The following is a 17,395-nucleotide window of genomic DNA, read 5'->3' as shown; positions in this document are numbered from 1 at the left end:
GCCCTCATGCTGCAGCGCCTCCCGGAACCCCCACCACGCTGGCTTCAGCGAGACGAGCGGAGCTTCGCCTACCCGTACAAAGAGTGGCGAAAGCCCCGATGATGGTGCCTGGCCTTCTTCACCGACCGGGACCCCGACTTCGACAAGCGCACTGTCATCGGCGTCGGTGGCACTTTCCCAGGGAGACGATCAGGGACCTACGAACGCTCCCTGCTCACCAGAGATTTCACCCCACTGTCCCGGCCGCTCCCACTCGCGGATCTTGAGAAACCGATGGGAGCAAGCCGCCGTTTCCTTCAAGACGACGGCCGCATGTCGGAAGTAGCGGACCAACGACTGCTCGAATGTGTACGTCAGCTAAGGCCCGAGCTGGAATCGACGCTTTCCGGCCTGGAGCAGTCACTGGGAATGCACCCACCAACAGGGGCCGTCGGCGAGAAACTGAACCTGGAGAAGGACGCCGTAGGCATACTGCTCGAGGCCGCGGGCATGGAGCGTGACGTGGTCGAGTCCTGGCAGTCTCCTGTTGCGTCCGAAGTCCTGGAGACCCGCTCTATTCCTTTTCTCGCGGGGCTCCCCGATCTCCGACAGATCGAGGACCAACAGATCGTGCACGACTACCACCGGTTTCCGGGGATGACGGGCTTGGACGCGATCGAGGTGGGGTGGCGCATCTACCGCCGCAGCGGTGGGCCGACTGGCCATCGCCTCTTCGTGTACAACGCCAACCGCCACAACGTAGAGACCGTCACCGGAGTCGACATGATCTACGTGAACGAGTTCACGGGAGGTGTTACCACAGTCCAGTACAAACGGATGCGCAAGGAGGCCGACCTCTGGACATATCGGTACGACGCGACCGCGGAGCGCGAGCTGGAGCGTATGGCGATGGTGGACAAGGAGTGCGAACAGCTCGACGACGGCTTGGATCCTCGGCTCGTCACCGCTCCGAGCATGGTCAAGCTGTGTCGGAACGTGCCCTTCGTCATGAGCTCCACTGCGCTCATCCCCGGCATGTACCTCACCCGCCCTCACTTCAAGGCACTGATCGACAGCCCGCTCGCTCGAGGCACTCGTGGGGGCAGGCGCCTTCGGGAAGGAGATGTGCCCAGGTATCTGAACAACACCACGTTCGCCACGCTTCTCAAGGATGGATGGCTAGGTACGCGAGGTGCCAGCAGCGACTACGTCATCGACTTGATCCTCCGCGCTCTTTCACCCGACGGCCCGGGGTCCGTAGCGGTCGGTCTCCACGGAAGCTCCATAGCACCTGGAAACCGACGCAGCCCGTGGTGAATCAGCTTTGAGCCCGTGGAAGGGCATCATCTTGTGCCCGATCTTGCATGCGGCCACGGAATGAACTCTCGACGGCACGCCCTTTCCACCGCTAGGTAGAGACTCCGTCGACGGCATCGCCGGGCTTGATGTCGTCAGTCGATAGAGAGCCGTCTGCACTAGGGAAACCCCCTCGGAACAGCAGGGAGGTTCCAGCAAGGCCGTTTCGTTCGATGGTTGAAGAGTTGCATCCAGGGGCACGGGACGCATGGCGTGCTGCAGAACCTGCCTGCAGCGGTCCCATGCACTCGGCAGCAGATGCCCGTAGATGTCCACCGTCGTCTTGACCGAGCGGTGACCCAGCCAGCGCGAGACCTCGTGGATCGGCACACCGTTGGCCAGGGCCGTGGAGGCGAAGAAGTGCCGCAAGCTGCGGGGCGTGTACTTGGCATTGCCGCCCAGATCGACCAGGCCGGCCGAGAGGCATGCCTTCTTGAACTGGTAGCCGTAGGACGCGATGGACGGCATCACGCCGGCGCCAGGCTGACGTGGAGCAAAGAAGGTCTCGAGCCGAATCCGTTTCCCCTTCTGCCCAGTGAAGACGACGGGCACCGGTTTCCACTTCAGGAGGTGCGCGTCGATCTCCTGCTCAACGAACAGGGCGGTTGGGACGTCTCGGCACTCCTTCTCCAGCCGACGCTTGAGCGGCACGAAGGGCGTCTGGCAGTCCTCACGGTGCGCCTTGGCACTGACCTGCCATCGAACCCTGATGTGGCCAGGCCGCCTGCACTCGGCGGAGAAGGCCAGGGCCTCGCTGGGGCGCTGGCCAGTGCCGGACTGAAGGTAGACGGTGAGGCGGAAGCGTGGCGCGATGTGCGCAGCGATCAGATCGACCTCGGCTGACGTCGGAACTTCGTCCTCGTCCACCGCCATTGCATCCCTGCGGGAGATCCGGATACCCCGGGCCGGGTTCTCCGTGATGCGCTTGTCCACGACAGCCGCCTCCATGATGGCGGCCACCATCACCATGCGGTCGTTCACCGTCGATGCAGCCAGCCCTGCACCGCCTCGGTAGACGTCCTTGATGAACTTCTCAAAGTCCCGGCGCGCCAGCCCAGCCAGGGGCTTACGGCCAAGGCTCGGCACGAGATGGTTGCGGATGAACCCTTCGTAGTTGCAGCGAGTCGCCTCTACGATGGCTCGTCGCTCCAACCACTCCTCAGCCCACAGCGACAAGGACATGGCGCCGCGCGCAGGATCGATGCAGACGCGGGCCTTCTTATCCTTCTCCACGACGGCAGCGAAAGCGTCTGCACCGTCCAAGCCGATCCTTCGTGGAAACGACTTCTCTCGCTGCCGCCCTCGCCTGCCGCCTGGCTCCCGATACCGCACGGTCCACGCGTGACCGCATCTTGGGCGCGTGCAGGGATAGTTCCGATCGCGGACATCACGCTTGCACCGCTGAAAGACGCTCGCCACCCAAGTACCCGATCTTCAGCTGGACCCAGCACCTGAGATCGTCGCCAGCGCCTCACAACGGGACAAGCCGTTCGTCACAAATCCACTCGTTTCAGCGATCGTGCCACCCCTCGCCCCCAGGCCGAATGAACGGCGTTGCCGGTCTGGCCGTTCTCCTCGACGTCAAGGGCACCACGGCCTGTGGAGCGCAAGGATACGCAGGTCAGAAGACTCCAGCCGCCAGACAGCAACCGGATCGACGAAGGTCTGCGTCGCCATACTCGATCTGGTTCGTTACAGCGAGTCCACCGAGCTGGAACTGTCTTGCCCTGTGGGGCCTTCGCAAAAGAGATGGTCGGCCGCAAGTGTCCGGTATGTGATGCCTTCGCAGCTGTTGAGATCTACAGCGAACCGGCTCTCCGCTTCATCCTCCAGATAGACACGCACCATGCGTGCACCACCGCGTTTTCGCTGTCTCTCGACGCTATACGTCACATCGGAGATTGCGCGATTCGTTTCGATGGCGTAGCGCTTCCCCAGCTCGAAGAGCCTGAAGTGGTTCTTGACCCGCGCGATGAGCGTCGCATCCCAGGATGCCGGCGGGCTGACAAAGAACTGCAGCCGCACCGTACCCGAATCATGGATCGATCGCGCATCTAACCATCCCTCATGGGATACCCGGTCGAGATATGGATGCAGGAGTGTGCTCTCTGCACTGTCCGGCCGCTTGTTCCCCTTGATTAAATTGCACTGTTCGCAGACGGGGACAAGGTTGAGCGGATCGACACACAACGCGGGGAAATGGCTCTTCGGCATGAAGTGGTCAAGTTGGCGAACGGTACCTTGCCTACACAGCGGGCATCGTTCGTTAACCGGGGCGGCCATCAGCTCGTCACGTATCACCCGCCCCCCGACGGTCTGCATGCCGTTCTCGTAGGCCCAATCCACGAAGGCATCATCGGCGATCTCGGGAACCTTAAAGCCTTTCGGGTCAAGGTCATGTAGATTCCTGGCAGCCGCGGCCTCACGAAGCGCCTGGCCAGCCTTCTGCACAGCGTTGGCAGCGTTGAGCAGCCGCTCGCGCCGCTCCTCCGCCTTGGTGCGAGCGACACACGCCTGATAGCTGTCACTCGCCTTCCGCATGGGAACCTTTAGGGGCCACATCAAAGGAGTCCATCCGACTTCTCTGCGAGAAGGATCCGGACCAACCCCTTTGCTTCCCCGCCGAGCTTGCCATCGAAGTGAGCAAGAACCTCTTCGTATGTGTCCAACGCGGCCACCGCTCTGCCGATCTCCGCGTAGAAACCGGACTCCATCACCTCAAGCCCGAACACCTCATGGGTGAGCACGCCCACGTTCTCGCCGTAGGTCTCAATCAGCGGACGCTCGGAGCGACTACTCTCGCCTTGGCGTATGAGCTTGTAGACGCAGGACTGCGGCACCGCCTGGAGTACGACTGGCGAGTGCGTAGCAACTACTGCGACGCCGTTGCGCGCGGACAAAAGGTTAGATAGTGCCTGCATGAAGGAAGCCAGCAGCGGCGGATGCAAGTGCGCTTCAGGTTCGTCGAGTAGGATCAGGGACTGCTCAGCCACGAGATGCACGAGTTGTGTCATGGTCAGCGTCACGATGGCGTGACCTGAGCTCATCCGCCCGAAGGCAGAGGCCAGCTCCTGTACGTGGGATTCCGTAACTTCCATGCCGTCTCGTACGTCGCGGGCATAGGCCGCGATAGCGGAGTTGGCAAACTGCGGGTCACGACTCAAGAGCATTATCGCCTCACGCCAGCGCATGAGGTCGCGCGAGTTGATGACGTCATGGATTCCAGCATTGAAGGCTGCTTGCAGGCGTTGCTGGTGGGGGCCTGCGGGTAGATCATCGAGAGCGGTGCCTTGTAGGCCAACGTAGGTGTATTTCACCGCTTGAGCATCGCTCTCCTCTACCACTTCGACGAAGGGGTCGAAGGCACTGAAGGTGACCGAAACAACGTTCACGAACCGCTCGCCGGATACAGAAGCGGACGTCGGGAGCATATCCACGCTGCCGAATTCCATGTGCCTCTCGGGCCAGACAACTGCAGCGGCAAGATTCCGCAGTAAGGTCGTCTTGCCAACTCCGTTGCGACCGATGAGGACGTGAATATTGCTGGACGGCGTAGAGTCAGGATCGACCTCGAAGTCGAGAGTACTCTCAGCCCTTTTTCCCGGTGCGACGTAGCGGAACCGGTACTCGGTCAGCCGGACTCCGCCACGTGCGATCCGGTTGAACTGGGCCCTGACCGTTTGTTCCTGGATCGCCCGCAGCAGTGATGACCGTGTCACTGAGTACTGCATCGCGCTGTCAAGAAGTTCGGGGTTGTAGGCCACGTCAGAGAGCCCGCGAAGAATTTCTTCGCGCCTGTCGTGTCCAAGCTTCTTGATGTTGTCGTAGTAGCGATCACTCTGCCCGAGAGAGAAGAGTTCACCTGGTGGCGAGCCATCGTAGACCCCGGGACGGATGGGGCTGGGCCCGTCTTCCTGCCCAGCGACGGCGATCTTGACAAAACCCAGGTTCGTCTGCGTCTGTGAGTCTCGGTACCAAAGCATGTAGCCGGTGCGGAAGCCGAAGTCATCCCAGTCGTCGGCTACTAGGACCACGGCCTCGGGGCCTGAGCGCACAGGCGTGTCTTGGGGCAGGACAATGAACTTCACCGGGTCGAGCCTCCGGTTCTGCGGCGGACACCCGCACTACGGTCGAACTGAGTTTGGACCCTATCGCCTCGCTCTGACAGAGCGATCACGACGAGTTCGGCTCAAGGCCGTGCGCCCGTCTGGCAGCTCACGCGCCGGCCACGCAGTAACCCGGTTTGCGCGGATACGTCCCACAAAGGGCTCCTGCTACCGCCCCCTCAGGCCCACTCTTCCTCTGCAAGTGGGGCGTCATTTAGCTGGTCACGAAGTTTCCGCCAATTCGGCATGAACCTCTCCATGAGCTTAGTGAAGCGCTCATCGTGGTTGCGCTCCAGATAGTGCGTCATCTCGTGGACGACGATGTACTCGAGGCAGCCTGGAGGTTTCTTCGCAAGCTCGACGTTGAACCAGATGCGCCCGGTCTCACGATTACACGAACCCCACTTGGTCTTCATCCGCTTGAGGTTCCATCGCGGCACCGAAACCTCGAGGAGGGCTTCCCACTTGGCAATCAAACCCGGGAGCACATTTCGAAGCTGCTCCCGATACCAGCGGTCCAGCAAGTCCCGCCGCCGTTCAGCTGTTGTGCCGACCGGGACGTACAGCAGCAGCCGTTCACCGTCCAATTCAAAGTGAGCCCGCCCGGGACGCTCCACCACCTTCATCCTGCGACGAACGCCCCACACATAGTGGGACTCGCCTGTGACCATCTCCCGCGTGGACTGCCGGTCGGCAGATTTAAACTGCTCTCGTTGCTCCTTGATCCACGACAGGCGTTGGATTACAGCGAGTCGCACCTGCTCATCGTCGAGCTGGTGCGGCGCTGCTACACGGACGCGCCCCAGTGGTGGATAGACACCGATGTGCAGGTTCTTGATGTTCTTGTAGATGATTTCAATATCGATGCCACGGACGGTGAGAGAGGCACTACCGGTACTCATGACGCGCCTTCAGCAATTCCAGTAGCTCATCAAGCCGGTCGAAGTCGGCGGTCAGCGCCTGAGCGAGCGCGCGTCTGACCTTCTTTTCCTTCATCACGTTTCCCACCCACGAGTCGGGCTTGGTATGGAGGATAGTGGTGTCCACAAGCACGGCCAGCTCAGGTGACGGACCGAAGAAATCAATCAGAGCCCGGCGACCACCACTGTCAGCCCAATCCGGGTACTGGGTGTCTGACTCGCCCTTGCCAAGTTTGGACGCATGCTCCAGGAGCTTCGCGAGATACTCCTTGTAGTCCAGGGCTCTCTGCCGCCGTTCCTCCAGTATGGCGTCGAGCAGCTCTGACATCTTGTCGTAGTATTTGGGGTTCATCGGGCGCTCGTCGATGATCACAGCGCGCATATTGTTGGTGATCGTTTCTGCCACCGCTTCCGGGTCCTTCTTGATACCCGCAGGAAGCTTGTCGAGCGCACCAGCTCCCATCTCGACGATCAACTTAACCAGCCCGGCTTCCTGGAAGTCAGAGACCACCTCCGAAGGGCTGGCATTGATGTAGGTGTCCAACAAGTGCCGCATGCCGGCCTCGTACTGCTTGAAGTCAACATTCTCACCGGCGCCGAGCTTCACCTCTTCACGCACGTTGGCGTAGTGGGCGATCTCTTCCTTGATCGCTGCGGCTTCGGCGTCGCTGTACCCAGCGGCGTACATTTCGTTGGCGAGGTTGCCGTACGCGCGAGTGACGGCCGCCACGGACTTGTAAAGCTCAACCCGCTTGGGTTCGTTGGCCTTGAGCTGCTCGGCGTTGCCCTGCTCCCGGGCACAGAAGTATTGCTGGTACTGGAGGGTGTTCTTTGGTGGTTCGACCGGCTCGCAGAGCGCCCGAACCTTCTCCAGAGCCTCATCGAGGTCGTCGCGTGCCTTGTCGATCCGATCTGACAGCAGCCCTTCGATGTCCTTCGACTCGTAGCCTTCGAGAGCGCCGACGGTGTAGTCCGTAATCGCGGACTCAAGGGAGTTGAACAGGTCGCGGTAGTCGACGATGTAGCCGTAGTCCTTGTCCTCACCATCGAGGCGGTTGACCCGGCAGATCGCCTGAAACAGACCGTGATCCTGCATCTTCTTGTCGATATAGAGGTACGTCGCACTCGGAGCGTCGAAGCCAGTCAAGAGCTTGTCGACAACGATGAGCAGCCGCATCTGGGCTGCGTCACTGACGAACCGCTCCTTGACGTCCCTTTCGAACTGCTCGACCTTGCTCATCGCCTGATCCGCAGGCTCGTTGAAGTGATCTGCGAGCATCTGCCGGTAGATCTCGTACTGACGCAGTCGCTCGGTCGCACCGTGGCCTGAGTCTTCCTTAGCGATATCACTCGCCTGCGGTGCGTACGACGTGATGATGGCGCACTTACCCTTGAACCCGGCCTGAATGAACAGCTCGTAGAACTTACACGCCTGGTAGATGCTCTGGCTGACGAGCATCGCATTGCCTCGACCATCCATCAGCCGCGGCTTGGTCTCCATGTCGAACAGGACGTCGTTGACTATCTGCCGAGCCCGCGGCTCCGAGCTAGCGACTCTCTGCACGGTGCCCCAGCGCTTCTTGAGCTCAGCACGGGAGAGGTCAGTCATGCCACGGGTCTTGGCTTCAAACCACTGGTCGACCTTCGCCGGCGAGGTCAAGTCCTGGTCAATGTTGCGCGCCTCATACCGCAGGTCGAGCACGACGCCGTCGGCAACTCCCTCGTTGAACTTATAGGTATGAATGAAGGTGCCGAACCGTTGGACAGTGGTGTCCTTGTCCTCTTTGAGAAGAGGCGTGCCGGTGAAGCCGATGAACATGGCCCCCGGCATGAGCGCCTTCATGGCGTCGTGCATCTTGCCCGACTGCGTACGGTGGGCTTCGTCCACGAAGACAAAGAGATTGCCTTTGGCCTGGAAGTCCTTGGGGACGGTCGCGGTGAGCTCACGAATGAACTCACTCTCAGCTTCATCACGGGCGGCACCATCCTCCGAGCCACGGAACTTGTGAACCAGCGAGCAGACCAGCCACTCATCGCTCGCATTCAACGTGGCGACGAGGTCAGCGCCGCTCTTGGTTCGGTAGATGACCTCGTTGACTCCCTGGAAGACCTTCTGAATCTGCTCATCCAGTTCGGTCCGGTCAGTGATGAGAAGAACGCGGGCGTCTGGCTGATTCTCGCGGATCCACTTAGCCAGCCACACCATCGTCAACGACTTGCCGGAGCCCTGGGTATGCCAGATGATGCCGCCCTCGCGCTTGGCAATCCGTTCCTGAGCAGCCTTGACGCCGAAGTACTGGTTGTGCCGACATGTCTTCTTCTGCCCCGCATCAAAAACCATGAAGTCGTGAACCAGCTCAAGCAGGCGCCCCTTGGAGCAGAGCTGTGTCAAGGACCGATCGAGGGAATCGGCGATATCGGAAGGCTCACGCCAGCCGAGCCAGTACTTCTCCGGCGTATCAATGGTGCTGTAACGCAGCCCCTCCACGTCGTTGCCGGCCATGACGAGCTGCACCGTCGTGAAGAACGGCCGGATGAACTCGGGACGCTGGTTCCCTATGCTCTGCCGGATACCTTCAGAGACGGCGACCTTCGAACGCTTGAGCTCAATCGTCCCGAGGGCGATGCCGTTGACGTACAGCACGATGTCAGGGCGCTTGGAGTGCTGCCCCAGCACCGTCACTTCCTCCGCCAGGGCGAAGTGATTGACCCCAGGGTTCTTCCAGTCGATGAGCCACACCGTCTCTGTCTGCTCGCCGACGCCGCGCTTGACCTTCACCCCGTACCGGAGCAGGCCGTAGACGTCCCGGTTCGCCTCGTACAGATCGCGGCCGCCACCGAGCGAGGCGTCACTCTTCAGCTTGTCGATCGCCTTGTTGATGAGGTTGTCGCTGTAGCCCCGGGCACGGAGATTTTGAGTGAGCAGCTCCACATCGACGTTGGAGTTTGCCGCACGGTGTTCCAAGTTTCCGAGGTACTCGTAGCCCAGCGAGTCTCGGAACAGATTGATGACACGGTCTTGAGTCTTGCGCTCCGGCTGACCGACGTTGCTCATGCTGCGCTCTCCTTGACGGGAAGGCGGGTGCGGCCGGTGAGAAGCTCTTGCAGCATGCCTTGTTTGACAGACCTCTGTTTAGCTAGCCGCTTCTCGAGAGCAAAAATCTGCTCATCCATCTGATTCACGGCCGATGAAATCGCTTGCTGCTCCGACAGATCAGGAGCTGGTAGCGTGAATTCTGCTAGCTCGGTTCGATTGATTTTCGGGATGCCGCTTCGCGCAGATACGCTGACGGCGAAGTTCGTGAAACGCTCACTCAGTAGCGTATGCAAAATGAAGGCCCCGTCTACACCTGGTTTCGGCGTGAGCGGATACATATCAGCGCTACACAGTGCCGGGCCGTTCACCTGGACAGCCTTTTGGAGATAGGGGCGAATTTTGCTATAAATAACATCTCCCGACGCCGCAAGATACTTTCCACTAATGGCCCCTTGCACCCTGGCAGTTTCAACTTTTAGGAGGCGGCCTGTCGCGGACTCCACGTGATCGGGAGCAATCAAGGGGAGGGCCTGATACTCGGGTCTTCTCGGATCCACCTGGCCAGACTTGAGTGAAACAAGATCCAAGAGGTGGCGAGTATTCCATGGAGCACTGAACCCCGAGAGGCGAGTCCTACCGGTGAGTAGCTGCTGCATTACGCCATACTTGATCGCCTGCTTTTTAGTGATCATCCTCTCCAGCGCGGCGATGTAGCGATCCACGTCGGTCAAGCGAGAGACGATTGCCTCCTGCTCAGCTGGGCTCGGCAGCGCGACGATGAAACTTCTCAAGCTCGCATTGGTGATCTGATTGATAGTTGCGCCAAGATGATCGTCAATCTGACGTTTAAAATCTCCAGACTGGAAGAAGTATCGAAGGTAGCGGTTGCATGAAGACCGGTAAACAGCCATGAAGGCGCCAAACGTTTGCCCGACGACACGGCGATCGAGCATCGCGCTCTTGCCAATGAGTTGACGACTCCCATTTCGGGCGCAGATCAATATATCGCCTTCACGGACCCTAATCTTGTCTGGAATCACGCTGTCGACATGAACGTTGTCATGAAAAACAAGTCGACCGTTCTGGATGTTTGAGGATCGCAATACGAGCGTTCCGGACCGCTTAACATCACCAGGGCTGTAGGTCAGTCCGATGAGGCACTGACCGATATCTCCGAGGCGAGACGTCACCCAACCCTCAATATCGGTTGTGCTCATTGGACCCCCATGTCTGCCAGGTGACCAGCCACCTTGGTTTCCAGCTTCTCCAGTTCAGCGCTGAGCTCACTGACAGTCTCGGCGTAGCGCTCGCCGAGCTGCTGGATCCGTGAGACGAGTGCGAGCGTGAGCGACTCGCCCTCTGCTGCCACGCGGCTAGCAACGGTCGCATGCCACTTGTCGTCGAGTACCAGCTGCTTGATCTCAGACTCAGTGAGGTCGCCGTACTTCTTGAGGGTCGCGAGATCGAGGGCGGCCTGGACTTCCTTGGCGGTCTTCTTGGCCACCGCTTCGTCGTTGTACAGCTTGACCAGGCGCTGGAGAGCCTTGATCTCCTCCGCATCAGCTCCCTCATGCCGAGCCACCTTGAGGCGTGTCGAAGCGAGAGCCTTAGAGATCTTGCCATCGTCCATCGCCTCGACAAGCAGGCCGTCCTCTGCGGCATGCTCCTCGATGTACTCCTCGACAGCACGGCTTGCCTCTTCAGTGGCCGCGTGTAGCGCATCAACTTTGGACTGCTCGTCCGCGAAGTAGCGAGCGACGACAAACGTCGGCGGGATGAGATCCATCTTGTACTTGATGGCGCTGCGCCCCGAGCCAATGACAAGGTCCGGGGCCTCGGAGAGCTTGCGCTCCTTGTCCTCGATGGTCTTGCGGGGCTTCGCCGCTTCACACCACCCGTCGTTCATGACGAGGAAGACGTCGTCGTGCATGACGCCGTGCCAATAAGTCATGAGCTGTTCGTAGACGTCGTACTCGTCGAGCAGAGGGATGTTCTTGAACCGGGCCAGTAGATCGTCGCCGACGCGAACAATCAGATCCTTGGGGACAGTGTCCGCGTTGAGCGCTTGCAGGGCCAGCCGGTGCGCGGCGAACCAGTCGTCAACCTGGCCGCGGACGTCCCTAGCGAACTTCTGGAACTCGTCGGAGTCCAGGATGGCCTGCTGTACCTCAGCTACGCCGACCGCGAGGTCGCTGTAGCCACGACGGTTTGGCTTGAAGATCGTGGAGCGCAGGCTCGGGAACGCCTCCCAGTACCCGTTGAGTGCGTCCAGGTCACGGTCCGGGATCCCGCCGTGAAGGTGAGCGTGAAGGTCCTGGATGTCCTCCGGCTCGGAGGAGTCGATGTATCGCGGGATGTTGAGGTTGTAGTCGTTCTTCGGGTCGGCGATCTCGTGGAGCGGCACCATGCGCGAGTAGCGATCGATCTCGGTCTGCTTGTTGAAGACGTCAACGATCTTGTGGATGTCTTGGCTCCGGAGACGATTTTTGTTGCCGTCCTTCGTGAAACCCTTGGAAGCGTCGATCATGAAGACGCCCGTTCGTGCCTGGGCGTTCTCCTTGTCGAGGACGATGATGCAGGCCGGAATGCCTGTGCCGTAGAAGAGGTTTGCGGGCAAGCCGATGATGCCCTTGATGTAGCCACGGCGCAGCAGTTCCTTACGAAGGTTGGCCTCGGCATGACCGCGGAACAGCACACCGTGCGGCAAGATGACTGCGGCCTTGCCGTTGCTCTTGAGGGACTTGAGGATGTGGAGCAGGAAGGCGTAGTCGCCGTTCTTCTCCGGTGGCCGGCCGAATTCGAAGCGACCGTATTCGTTCTCCAGGCCGTTGCTCCACGACTTGATCGAGAACGGCGGGTTGGCGACGGCGAAGTCGAAGGTCTGTAGCCGTGCGCCCTGGGTGAACTCTGGGCTGGTAATCGTGTCACCCTTGCGAATGTCACGGTCCTCGTAGCCGTGCAGGATCATGTTCATCTGGGCTAGCGCCCAGGTGGCGTTGTCCTTTTCCTGACCGTAGATGGTAAGGCCACGTGGGGCCTCGTCAGCTACCTTGAGGAGCAACGAGCCCGACCCACATGTCGGGTCGTAGACCGTGTGGTCCTGCCGGGTGCCCGCTCCGATGCCAACGACCTTGGCGAGTACCCGAGAGACCTCGGCCGGAGTGTAGAACTGCCCCTTCGACTTGCCCGACTCCGTTGCGAAGTGCCGCATTAGGTACTCGTAAGCATCACCAAGCAGGTCGTCGCCCTCAGCGCGGCTACCCCGGAAGTCGAGGTCAGCGAAGATCATCACCAGCTTGGAGAGGCGATCCTGCATCTCCTTGCCCTTGCCGAGCTTCTCCTCATCATTGAAGTCGGCAAGGTCGATGACTTTCTCGAGTCCGTTGGCCTCGGCGAGCTGCCCGATGATCTTGTTGATCTTGTCGCCGATCTCCTTGTCGCCCTTAAGTGCGACCATGTCATCGAAGGATCCGCCGACGGGGACGTCGATCAGGGAGTTTGGATCGGACTTCGCCTTGTCCGTCACATACTTCACGAACAGCAGCGTCAGGATGTAGTCCTTGTACTGGCTGGCATCCATGCCGCCACGCAACTCGTCGCAACTCCGCCACAGCGAGCTGTACAGGTCCGACTTCTTGAGAGCCACTAGCACGCCACCCCCTTGCCGGCGCCAAGCCCAGAGTCTGACCGCGATCCCGCGGTGAGCTGTACGTGCGACCTGTCCATTCTTCGGCGCCCATCCCTCGTATGTCTGTGCGCGACGGCGTTGCCACTAGAGGCAACGCCCAAGCTAGGTGCCCCAACGATAGCGCCGGGTTCTCTCGCAGGATGCCGTCAGTCCGCGGCGCTCAAGGGTCTAGCTCGTGTCACGCGCAACGAGTTGGACTCGACGCCTGCAACAGACATCAAGGTGCGAAGGTCAGCCCCTGTTCGTGCCAGCTGAGCAAAGCAACCGTTGTCCCGCGGAGGTGCACCTCGCCATGTCCCGCGCTACTTATGCCCCCAGCGTCCGCCTGCACCAACCGCGGCCTAGGCCCACAATCCTGCACAGCGCAATGTCAGCACGGGACAGCCTCCGGGACAGCGTCCAGCCCAATGCACCGTCCGACCTTCGTTGGAGCCGCAAAAGGGGCCCGTCTTGGATTGACGGGCCCCCTTGACCTGCACCCTCACAGAGCGAGGAATTTTGATTGAAAGTTCAATTAAACATTGAACCGGAACTCCACCACATCCCCGTCCTGCATCACATACTCCTTGCCCTCCATGCGCGCCTTGCCCGCCGCGCGGGCGTCGGCGACCGAACCCGTTTCGACCAGGTCGGCGAAGGAGATGACCTCGGCCTTGATGAAGCCCTTCTGGAAGTCCGTGTGGATGACGCCGGCCGCCTCGGGGGCCGTCGCGCCCTTCTTGATCGTCCAGGCTCGGGATTCCTTGGGGCCTGCCGTGAGGTAGGTCTGGAGGCCCAGGGTGCGGAAGCCGACGTGGGCCAGGGTGGCGAGGCCGGGCTCTTCCTGGCCTACCGACTGGAGGAGCTCCAGGGCCTCCTCGTCGTCCAGCTCGGCGAGGTCCGCCTCCAGCTTGGCGTTGAGGAAGATCGCCTCGGCAGGGGCGACCAGCGCGCGCTGCTCGGCCTTGAAGTCGTCGTCCGTCAGCTCGTCCTCGTCCACGTTGAAGACGTAGAGGAAGGGCTTGGTGGTGAGCAGGTGCAGGTCGTGGAGGAGCTCCGAGCGCTCCGCGCCCTGGACGATGCCCTGGGAGAAGAGCGTGTCGCCCTTCTCAAGGATCTCCTTGGCCTCTTCGACGGCCTTGACCTTCGGCGCGACGTCCTTCTTGATGCGCGACTCCTTCTGGAGGCGCGGCAAGACCTTCTCGATGGTCTGGAGGTCGGCGAGGATCAGCTCGGTGTTGATCGTCTCGATGTCGTCCTTGGGCGAGACCTTGCCGTCGACGTGGACGACGTTCTCGTCCTTGAAGGCGCGGATGACCTGGCAGATCGCGTCCGACTCGCGGATGTTCGCGAGGAACTTGTTGCCGAGGCCCTCACCCTCGCTCGCGCCGCGCACGATGCCCGCGATGTCGACGAAGTCGACCGTGGCGGGGAGCACCTTCTGCGACGAGAAGATCTCGGCCAGCTTCGTCAGGCGGGGGTCGGGGACGCCGACCACGCCCACGTTCGGCTCGATCGTGGCGAACGGGTAGTTGGCCGCCAGCACGTCGTTCTTGGTCAGGGCGTTGAACAGGGTCGACTTGCCGACATTGGGCAGACCGACGATTCCGATCGTGAGCGACACGTTGCGACTTCCCGTACGTCAGGGCTGGGTGGGGCGGTCCCCTCGTACCGGCGCTTCGTGCGTGCGCTTCGTACGTGGGCCGATCCACCAGTCTACGGCGTACCGCCGACTGCCCTTCCGGACGGCTGTCCGCCCGGCCGTCTCCCTGTCGAACGCATGGCCAAGGTCACCCAAAGGGCGTGTCCCGCGCCTGATTCCGCGCGGGGGCCGACCTAGGTTGGTCCAGTGGAGCAACACAGGACGCGTCCCTCTCAGTCCGAGCCGAAGGCCGCCGCGGGAGCCTGGCCCCGCCGGACCGCGCCGCTGCCCCCGCAGGGCAGGGCGGCCGGGTCCGGCACCGTGTACCGGGCCGCGGCCCGTCCGCGCCGGCCCGTCCCGCCGTTCGTGCGGGCGCTGCGCCGCTCCCCGCTGTACCGCAGGCTGCGGCAGATGCCGAACCCGCGTCTGACGGGGCTCGGCAGCGGCCTGTTCTGCGCGGCCGTGATGTTCCTGTTCGCCTGTCTGCTGCGGCTGCTGTTCGGCAGTTCCCTCGTCGCGTACGGCGTACTCTTCGTGCCCGTCGCCGCGCTCACCGCGCTGTGGGTGCGCCCGGCAGACCTGGTCACCGCGCCGGTGGCCGTGCCGATCTCCTTCGCCGCCGGGATCCTGCCGATCTCCGGCGGCACCGGCGGGTTCGGCGGCCAGGTCATGGGGCTCGTCACGTCGCTGGCGCTGCACGCGGGATGGCTCTACGGAGGCACGCTCGTCGCCGGAGTGATCGTGACCGTCCGCAAGGTGCGGCTCATGGCCCAGCGGCGCAGGCAGCCGCGCCCCGCGCAGCCCCGTCAGCCGGGCGGCGGGAAACGCGTCCCCGCCGCCTGATCCGACCGGCTCGCCACCGGTCAGGACTACGCCCTGCCGTCCGCCGCCATCGCCGCGCCCACGATGCCCGCGTTGTTCTGCAGCTGCGCCGGGACGATCTCCGCCGAGATGCCCTCGATCAGCGGCAGGAACTTGTGCGCCTTGCGGCTCACCCCGCCGCCGATGATGAACAGCTCCGGCGAGAACAGCATCTCCACGTGCGCGAGGTACTTCTGCACGCGCCGCGCCCAGTGCTCCCAGGTCAGGTCCTCGTCCTCGCGCGCCTTGGAGGAGGCCTTCTTCTCCGCGTCGTGGCCGTGCAGCTCCAGATGGCCCAGCTCGGTGTTGGGCACCAGGCGGCCGCCGGTGAACAGGGCGCTGCCGATGCCCGTGCCGAGGGTGAGCATCAGGACCGTGCCCGTACGCCCCTTGCCCGCGCCGAAGTGCATCTCCGCGACGCCCGCCGCGTCCGCGTCGTTCAGGACGGTCACGGGGGTGCCGCCAAGGCGGTCGGAGACCAGCTTGCGGATGTCCGTACCGATCCAGCTCTTGTCGACGTTGGCGGCCGTGCGGGCGGTGCCGTCGGTGATCACTCCGGGGAACGTGGCGCCGACGGGCCCCGTCCAGCCGAAGTGCTCCACGACCTCCCGCACGCCCTCGACCACCGCTTCCGGCGTCGCCGGATGCGGGGTCAGGACCTTGTGCCGCTCTTTCGCCAGGTCTCCACGGTCCAGGTCAACGGGAGCGCCCTTGATCCCGGATCCGCCGATGTCCACTCCGAAGATCTGCATGGCCCCCACGTTACGGGGAGGGTCAGCGCTGTGACAGCTCGGTCGGCCCGGTCACCGCTATGACAGCTCGGTCGGCCCGGTCACCGCTGTGACAGCTCCGCCGCCTCCGCGCGCAGGTCCCTGCGCAGCTCCTTGGGGAGCGAGAAGGTGATCGACTCCTCGGCGGTCTTCACCGTCTCCACGTCGCCGTAGCCCCGCTCGGCGAGCCATTCGATGACGCCGTCCACCAGGATGTCCGGCACGGAAGCGCCCGAGGTCAGGCCGACCGTGGTGACGCCGTCCAGCCAGGACTCGTCGATCTCGTCGGCGTTGTCCACGAGGTACGAGGCGGCGGCGCCCGCGTCCAGGGCGACCTCGACCATGCGGATGGAGTTCGAGGAGTTCTTGGAGCCGACGACGATGACCAGCTCGGCGTCCTCGGCGAGCTTCTTCACCGCGGTCTGGCGGTTCTGCGTGGCGTAGCAGATGTCGTCGCTCGGCGGCGAGAGCAGGTTCGGGAACTTGCCCTTCAGGGCGTCGACCGTCTCCATCGTCTCGTCGACGGACAGCGTGGTCTGGGAGAGCCATACGACCTTGTCGGGGTCGCGGACCTCGACGTTCGCCACATCCTCGGGGCCGTCGACCAGCGTGATGTGGTCGGGCGCCTCGCCGGACGTACCGATGACTTCCTCGTGGCCCTCGTGGCCGATCAGGAGGATGTCGTAGTCCTCCTTGGCGAACCGCACCGCTTCCTTGTGGACCTTGGTGACCAGCGGGCACGTCGCGTCGATCGTCGCGAGCTTGCGCTCGGCGGCCTCCGCGTGGACGGTCGGGGCCACGCCGTGCGCGGAGAACATGACGATGGAGCCCTCGGGGACCTCCGCCGTCTGGTCGACGAAGATGGCGCCCTTCTTCTCCAGCGTCTGCACCACGTACTTGTTGTGGACGATCTCGTGGCGTACGTAGATAGGGGCCCCGTACTGCTCCAGGGCCTTCTCGACGGCGATCACGGCACGGTCCACGCCCGCGCAGTAGCCACGGGGAGCGGCGAGCAGGACACGGCGGGAGCCAGGCGTTGCAGTCATGCCCCCCATCG

The 17,395-nt window shown here is 62.3% G+C and carries 12 protein-coding genes; 2 read left to right on the top strand and 10 right to left on the bottom strand.

Going from position 1 to position 17,395, the window contains the following annotated elements:
* Positions 1–312: 312 nt before the first annotated feature.
* Complete coding sequence (locus DMA15_RS23830) at positions 313–1,296, top strand: hypothetical protein (RefSeq protein WP_125514809.1); 984 nt, start codon at positions 313–315, stop codon at positions 1,294–1,296.
* On the opposite strand, the gene DMA15_RS23825 is transcribed toward DMA15_RS23830, so the two are convergent.
* The 8 genes from DMA15_RS23825 to ychF form a co-directional block, all read right to left on the bottom strand.
* A complete protein-coding gene (locus DMA15_RS23825; protein ID WP_240659908.1) occupies positions 1,216–2,598 on the bottom strand; it encodes a site-specific integrase in 1,383 nt (460 codons plus the stop codon). The two genes, DMA15_RS23830 and DMA15_RS23825, sit on opposite strands and share 81 nt — an antisense overlap.
* Positions 2,599–3,027: 429 nt before the next feature.
* On the bottom strand, positions 3,028–3,876 hold the full coding sequence (locus DMA15_RS23820) for a hypothetical protein (protein WP_125514808.1): 849 nt from the start codon (positions 3,874–3,876) through the stop codon (positions 3,028–3,030).
* 20 nt (positions 3,877–3,896) lie between these two features.
* Positions 3,897–5,423 carry an AAA family ATPase gene (locus tag DMA15_RS23815; RefSeq protein WP_125514807.1) on the bottom strand — a complete coding sequence of 509 codons (1,527 nt, stop codon included), beginning with the start codon at positions 5,421–5,423 and terminating at the stop codon, positions 3,897–3,899.
* 197 nt (positions 5,424–5,620) lie between these two features.
* Positions 5,621–6,343, bottom strand: coding sequence for a SprT family zinc-dependent metalloprotease (locus DMA15_RS23810; protein WP_125514806.1), 723 nt, complete (start codon positions 6,341–6,343; stop codon positions 5,621–5,623).
* A complete protein-coding gene (locus DMA15_RS23805) occupies positions 6,330–9,416 on the bottom strand; it encodes a type I restriction endonuclease subunit R (RefSeq protein WP_125514805.1) in 3,087 nt (1,028 codons plus the stop codon). The genes DMA15_RS23810 and DMA15_RS23805 overlap by 14 nt, the downstream gene beginning before the upstream one ends.
* The gene (locus DMA15_RS23800) at positions 9,413–10,615 is read right to left on the bottom strand and encodes a restriction endonuclease subunit S (RefSeq protein ID WP_125514804.1); all 1,203 of its coding nucleotides are present in this window, start codon (positions 10,613–10,615) and stop codon (positions 9,413–9,415) included. Before DMA15_RS23800 ends, DMA15_RS23805 begins: the two co-directional genes overlap by 4 nt.
* Positions 10,612–13,044 (bottom strand): class I SAM-dependent DNA methyltransferase, encoded by a 2,433-nt coding sequence (locus tag DMA15_RS23795; protein WP_125514803.1) that lies wholly within the window; start codon positions 13,042–13,044, stop codon positions 10,612–10,614. Before DMA15_RS23795 ends, DMA15_RS23800 begins: the two co-directional genes overlap by 4 nt.
* 556 nt (positions 13,045–13,600) lie before the next feature.
* Complete coding sequence (gene ychF, locus DMA15_RS23790) at positions 13,601–14,689, bottom strand: redox-regulated ATPase YchF (protein WP_125514802.1); 1,089 nt, start codon at positions 14,687–14,689, stop codon at positions 13,601–13,603.
* Between the two features lie 225 nt (positions 14,690–14,914).
* On the opposite strand from ychF, the gene DMA15_RS23785 reads away from it, so the two are divergent.
* Positions 14,915–15,550, top strand: coding sequence for a DUF6542 domain-containing protein (locus DMA15_RS23785; protein WP_125514801.1), 636 nt, complete (start codon positions 14,915–14,917; stop codon positions 15,548–15,550).
* 26 nt (positions 15,551–15,576) lie between these two features.
* On the opposite strand, the gene DMA15_RS23780 is transcribed toward DMA15_RS23785, so the two are convergent.
* Together DMA15_RS23780 and DMA15_RS23775 are read right to left on the bottom strand one after the other, a co-directional pair.
* Positions 15,577–16,320, bottom strand: a complete 744-nt coding sequence (locus DMA15_RS23780; RefSeq protein WP_125514800.1) for a polyphosphate--glucose phosphotransferase — start codon at positions 16,318–16,320, stop codon at positions 15,577–15,579.
* An 80-nt stretch (positions 16,321–16,400) separates the two neighbouring features.
* A complete protein-coding gene (locus tag DMA15_RS23775) occupies positions 16,401–17,393 on the bottom strand; it encodes a 4-hydroxy-3-methylbut-2-enyl diphosphate reductase (protein ID WP_206302814.1) in 993 nt (330 codons plus the stop codon).
* Between the last annotated feature and the right edge of the window lie 2 nt (positions 17,394–17,395).

Source organism: Streptomyces sp. WAC 01529, from assembly GCF_003945545.1.
In the GTDB taxonomy this organism is placed as follows: Bacteria; Actinomycetota; Actinomycetes; order Streptomycetales; family Streptomycetaceae; genus Streptomyces; species Streptomyces anatolicus.
Note: the sequence above shows the minus strand (reverse complement) of the source record. Positions and strands in the feature narration are given on the sequence as shown.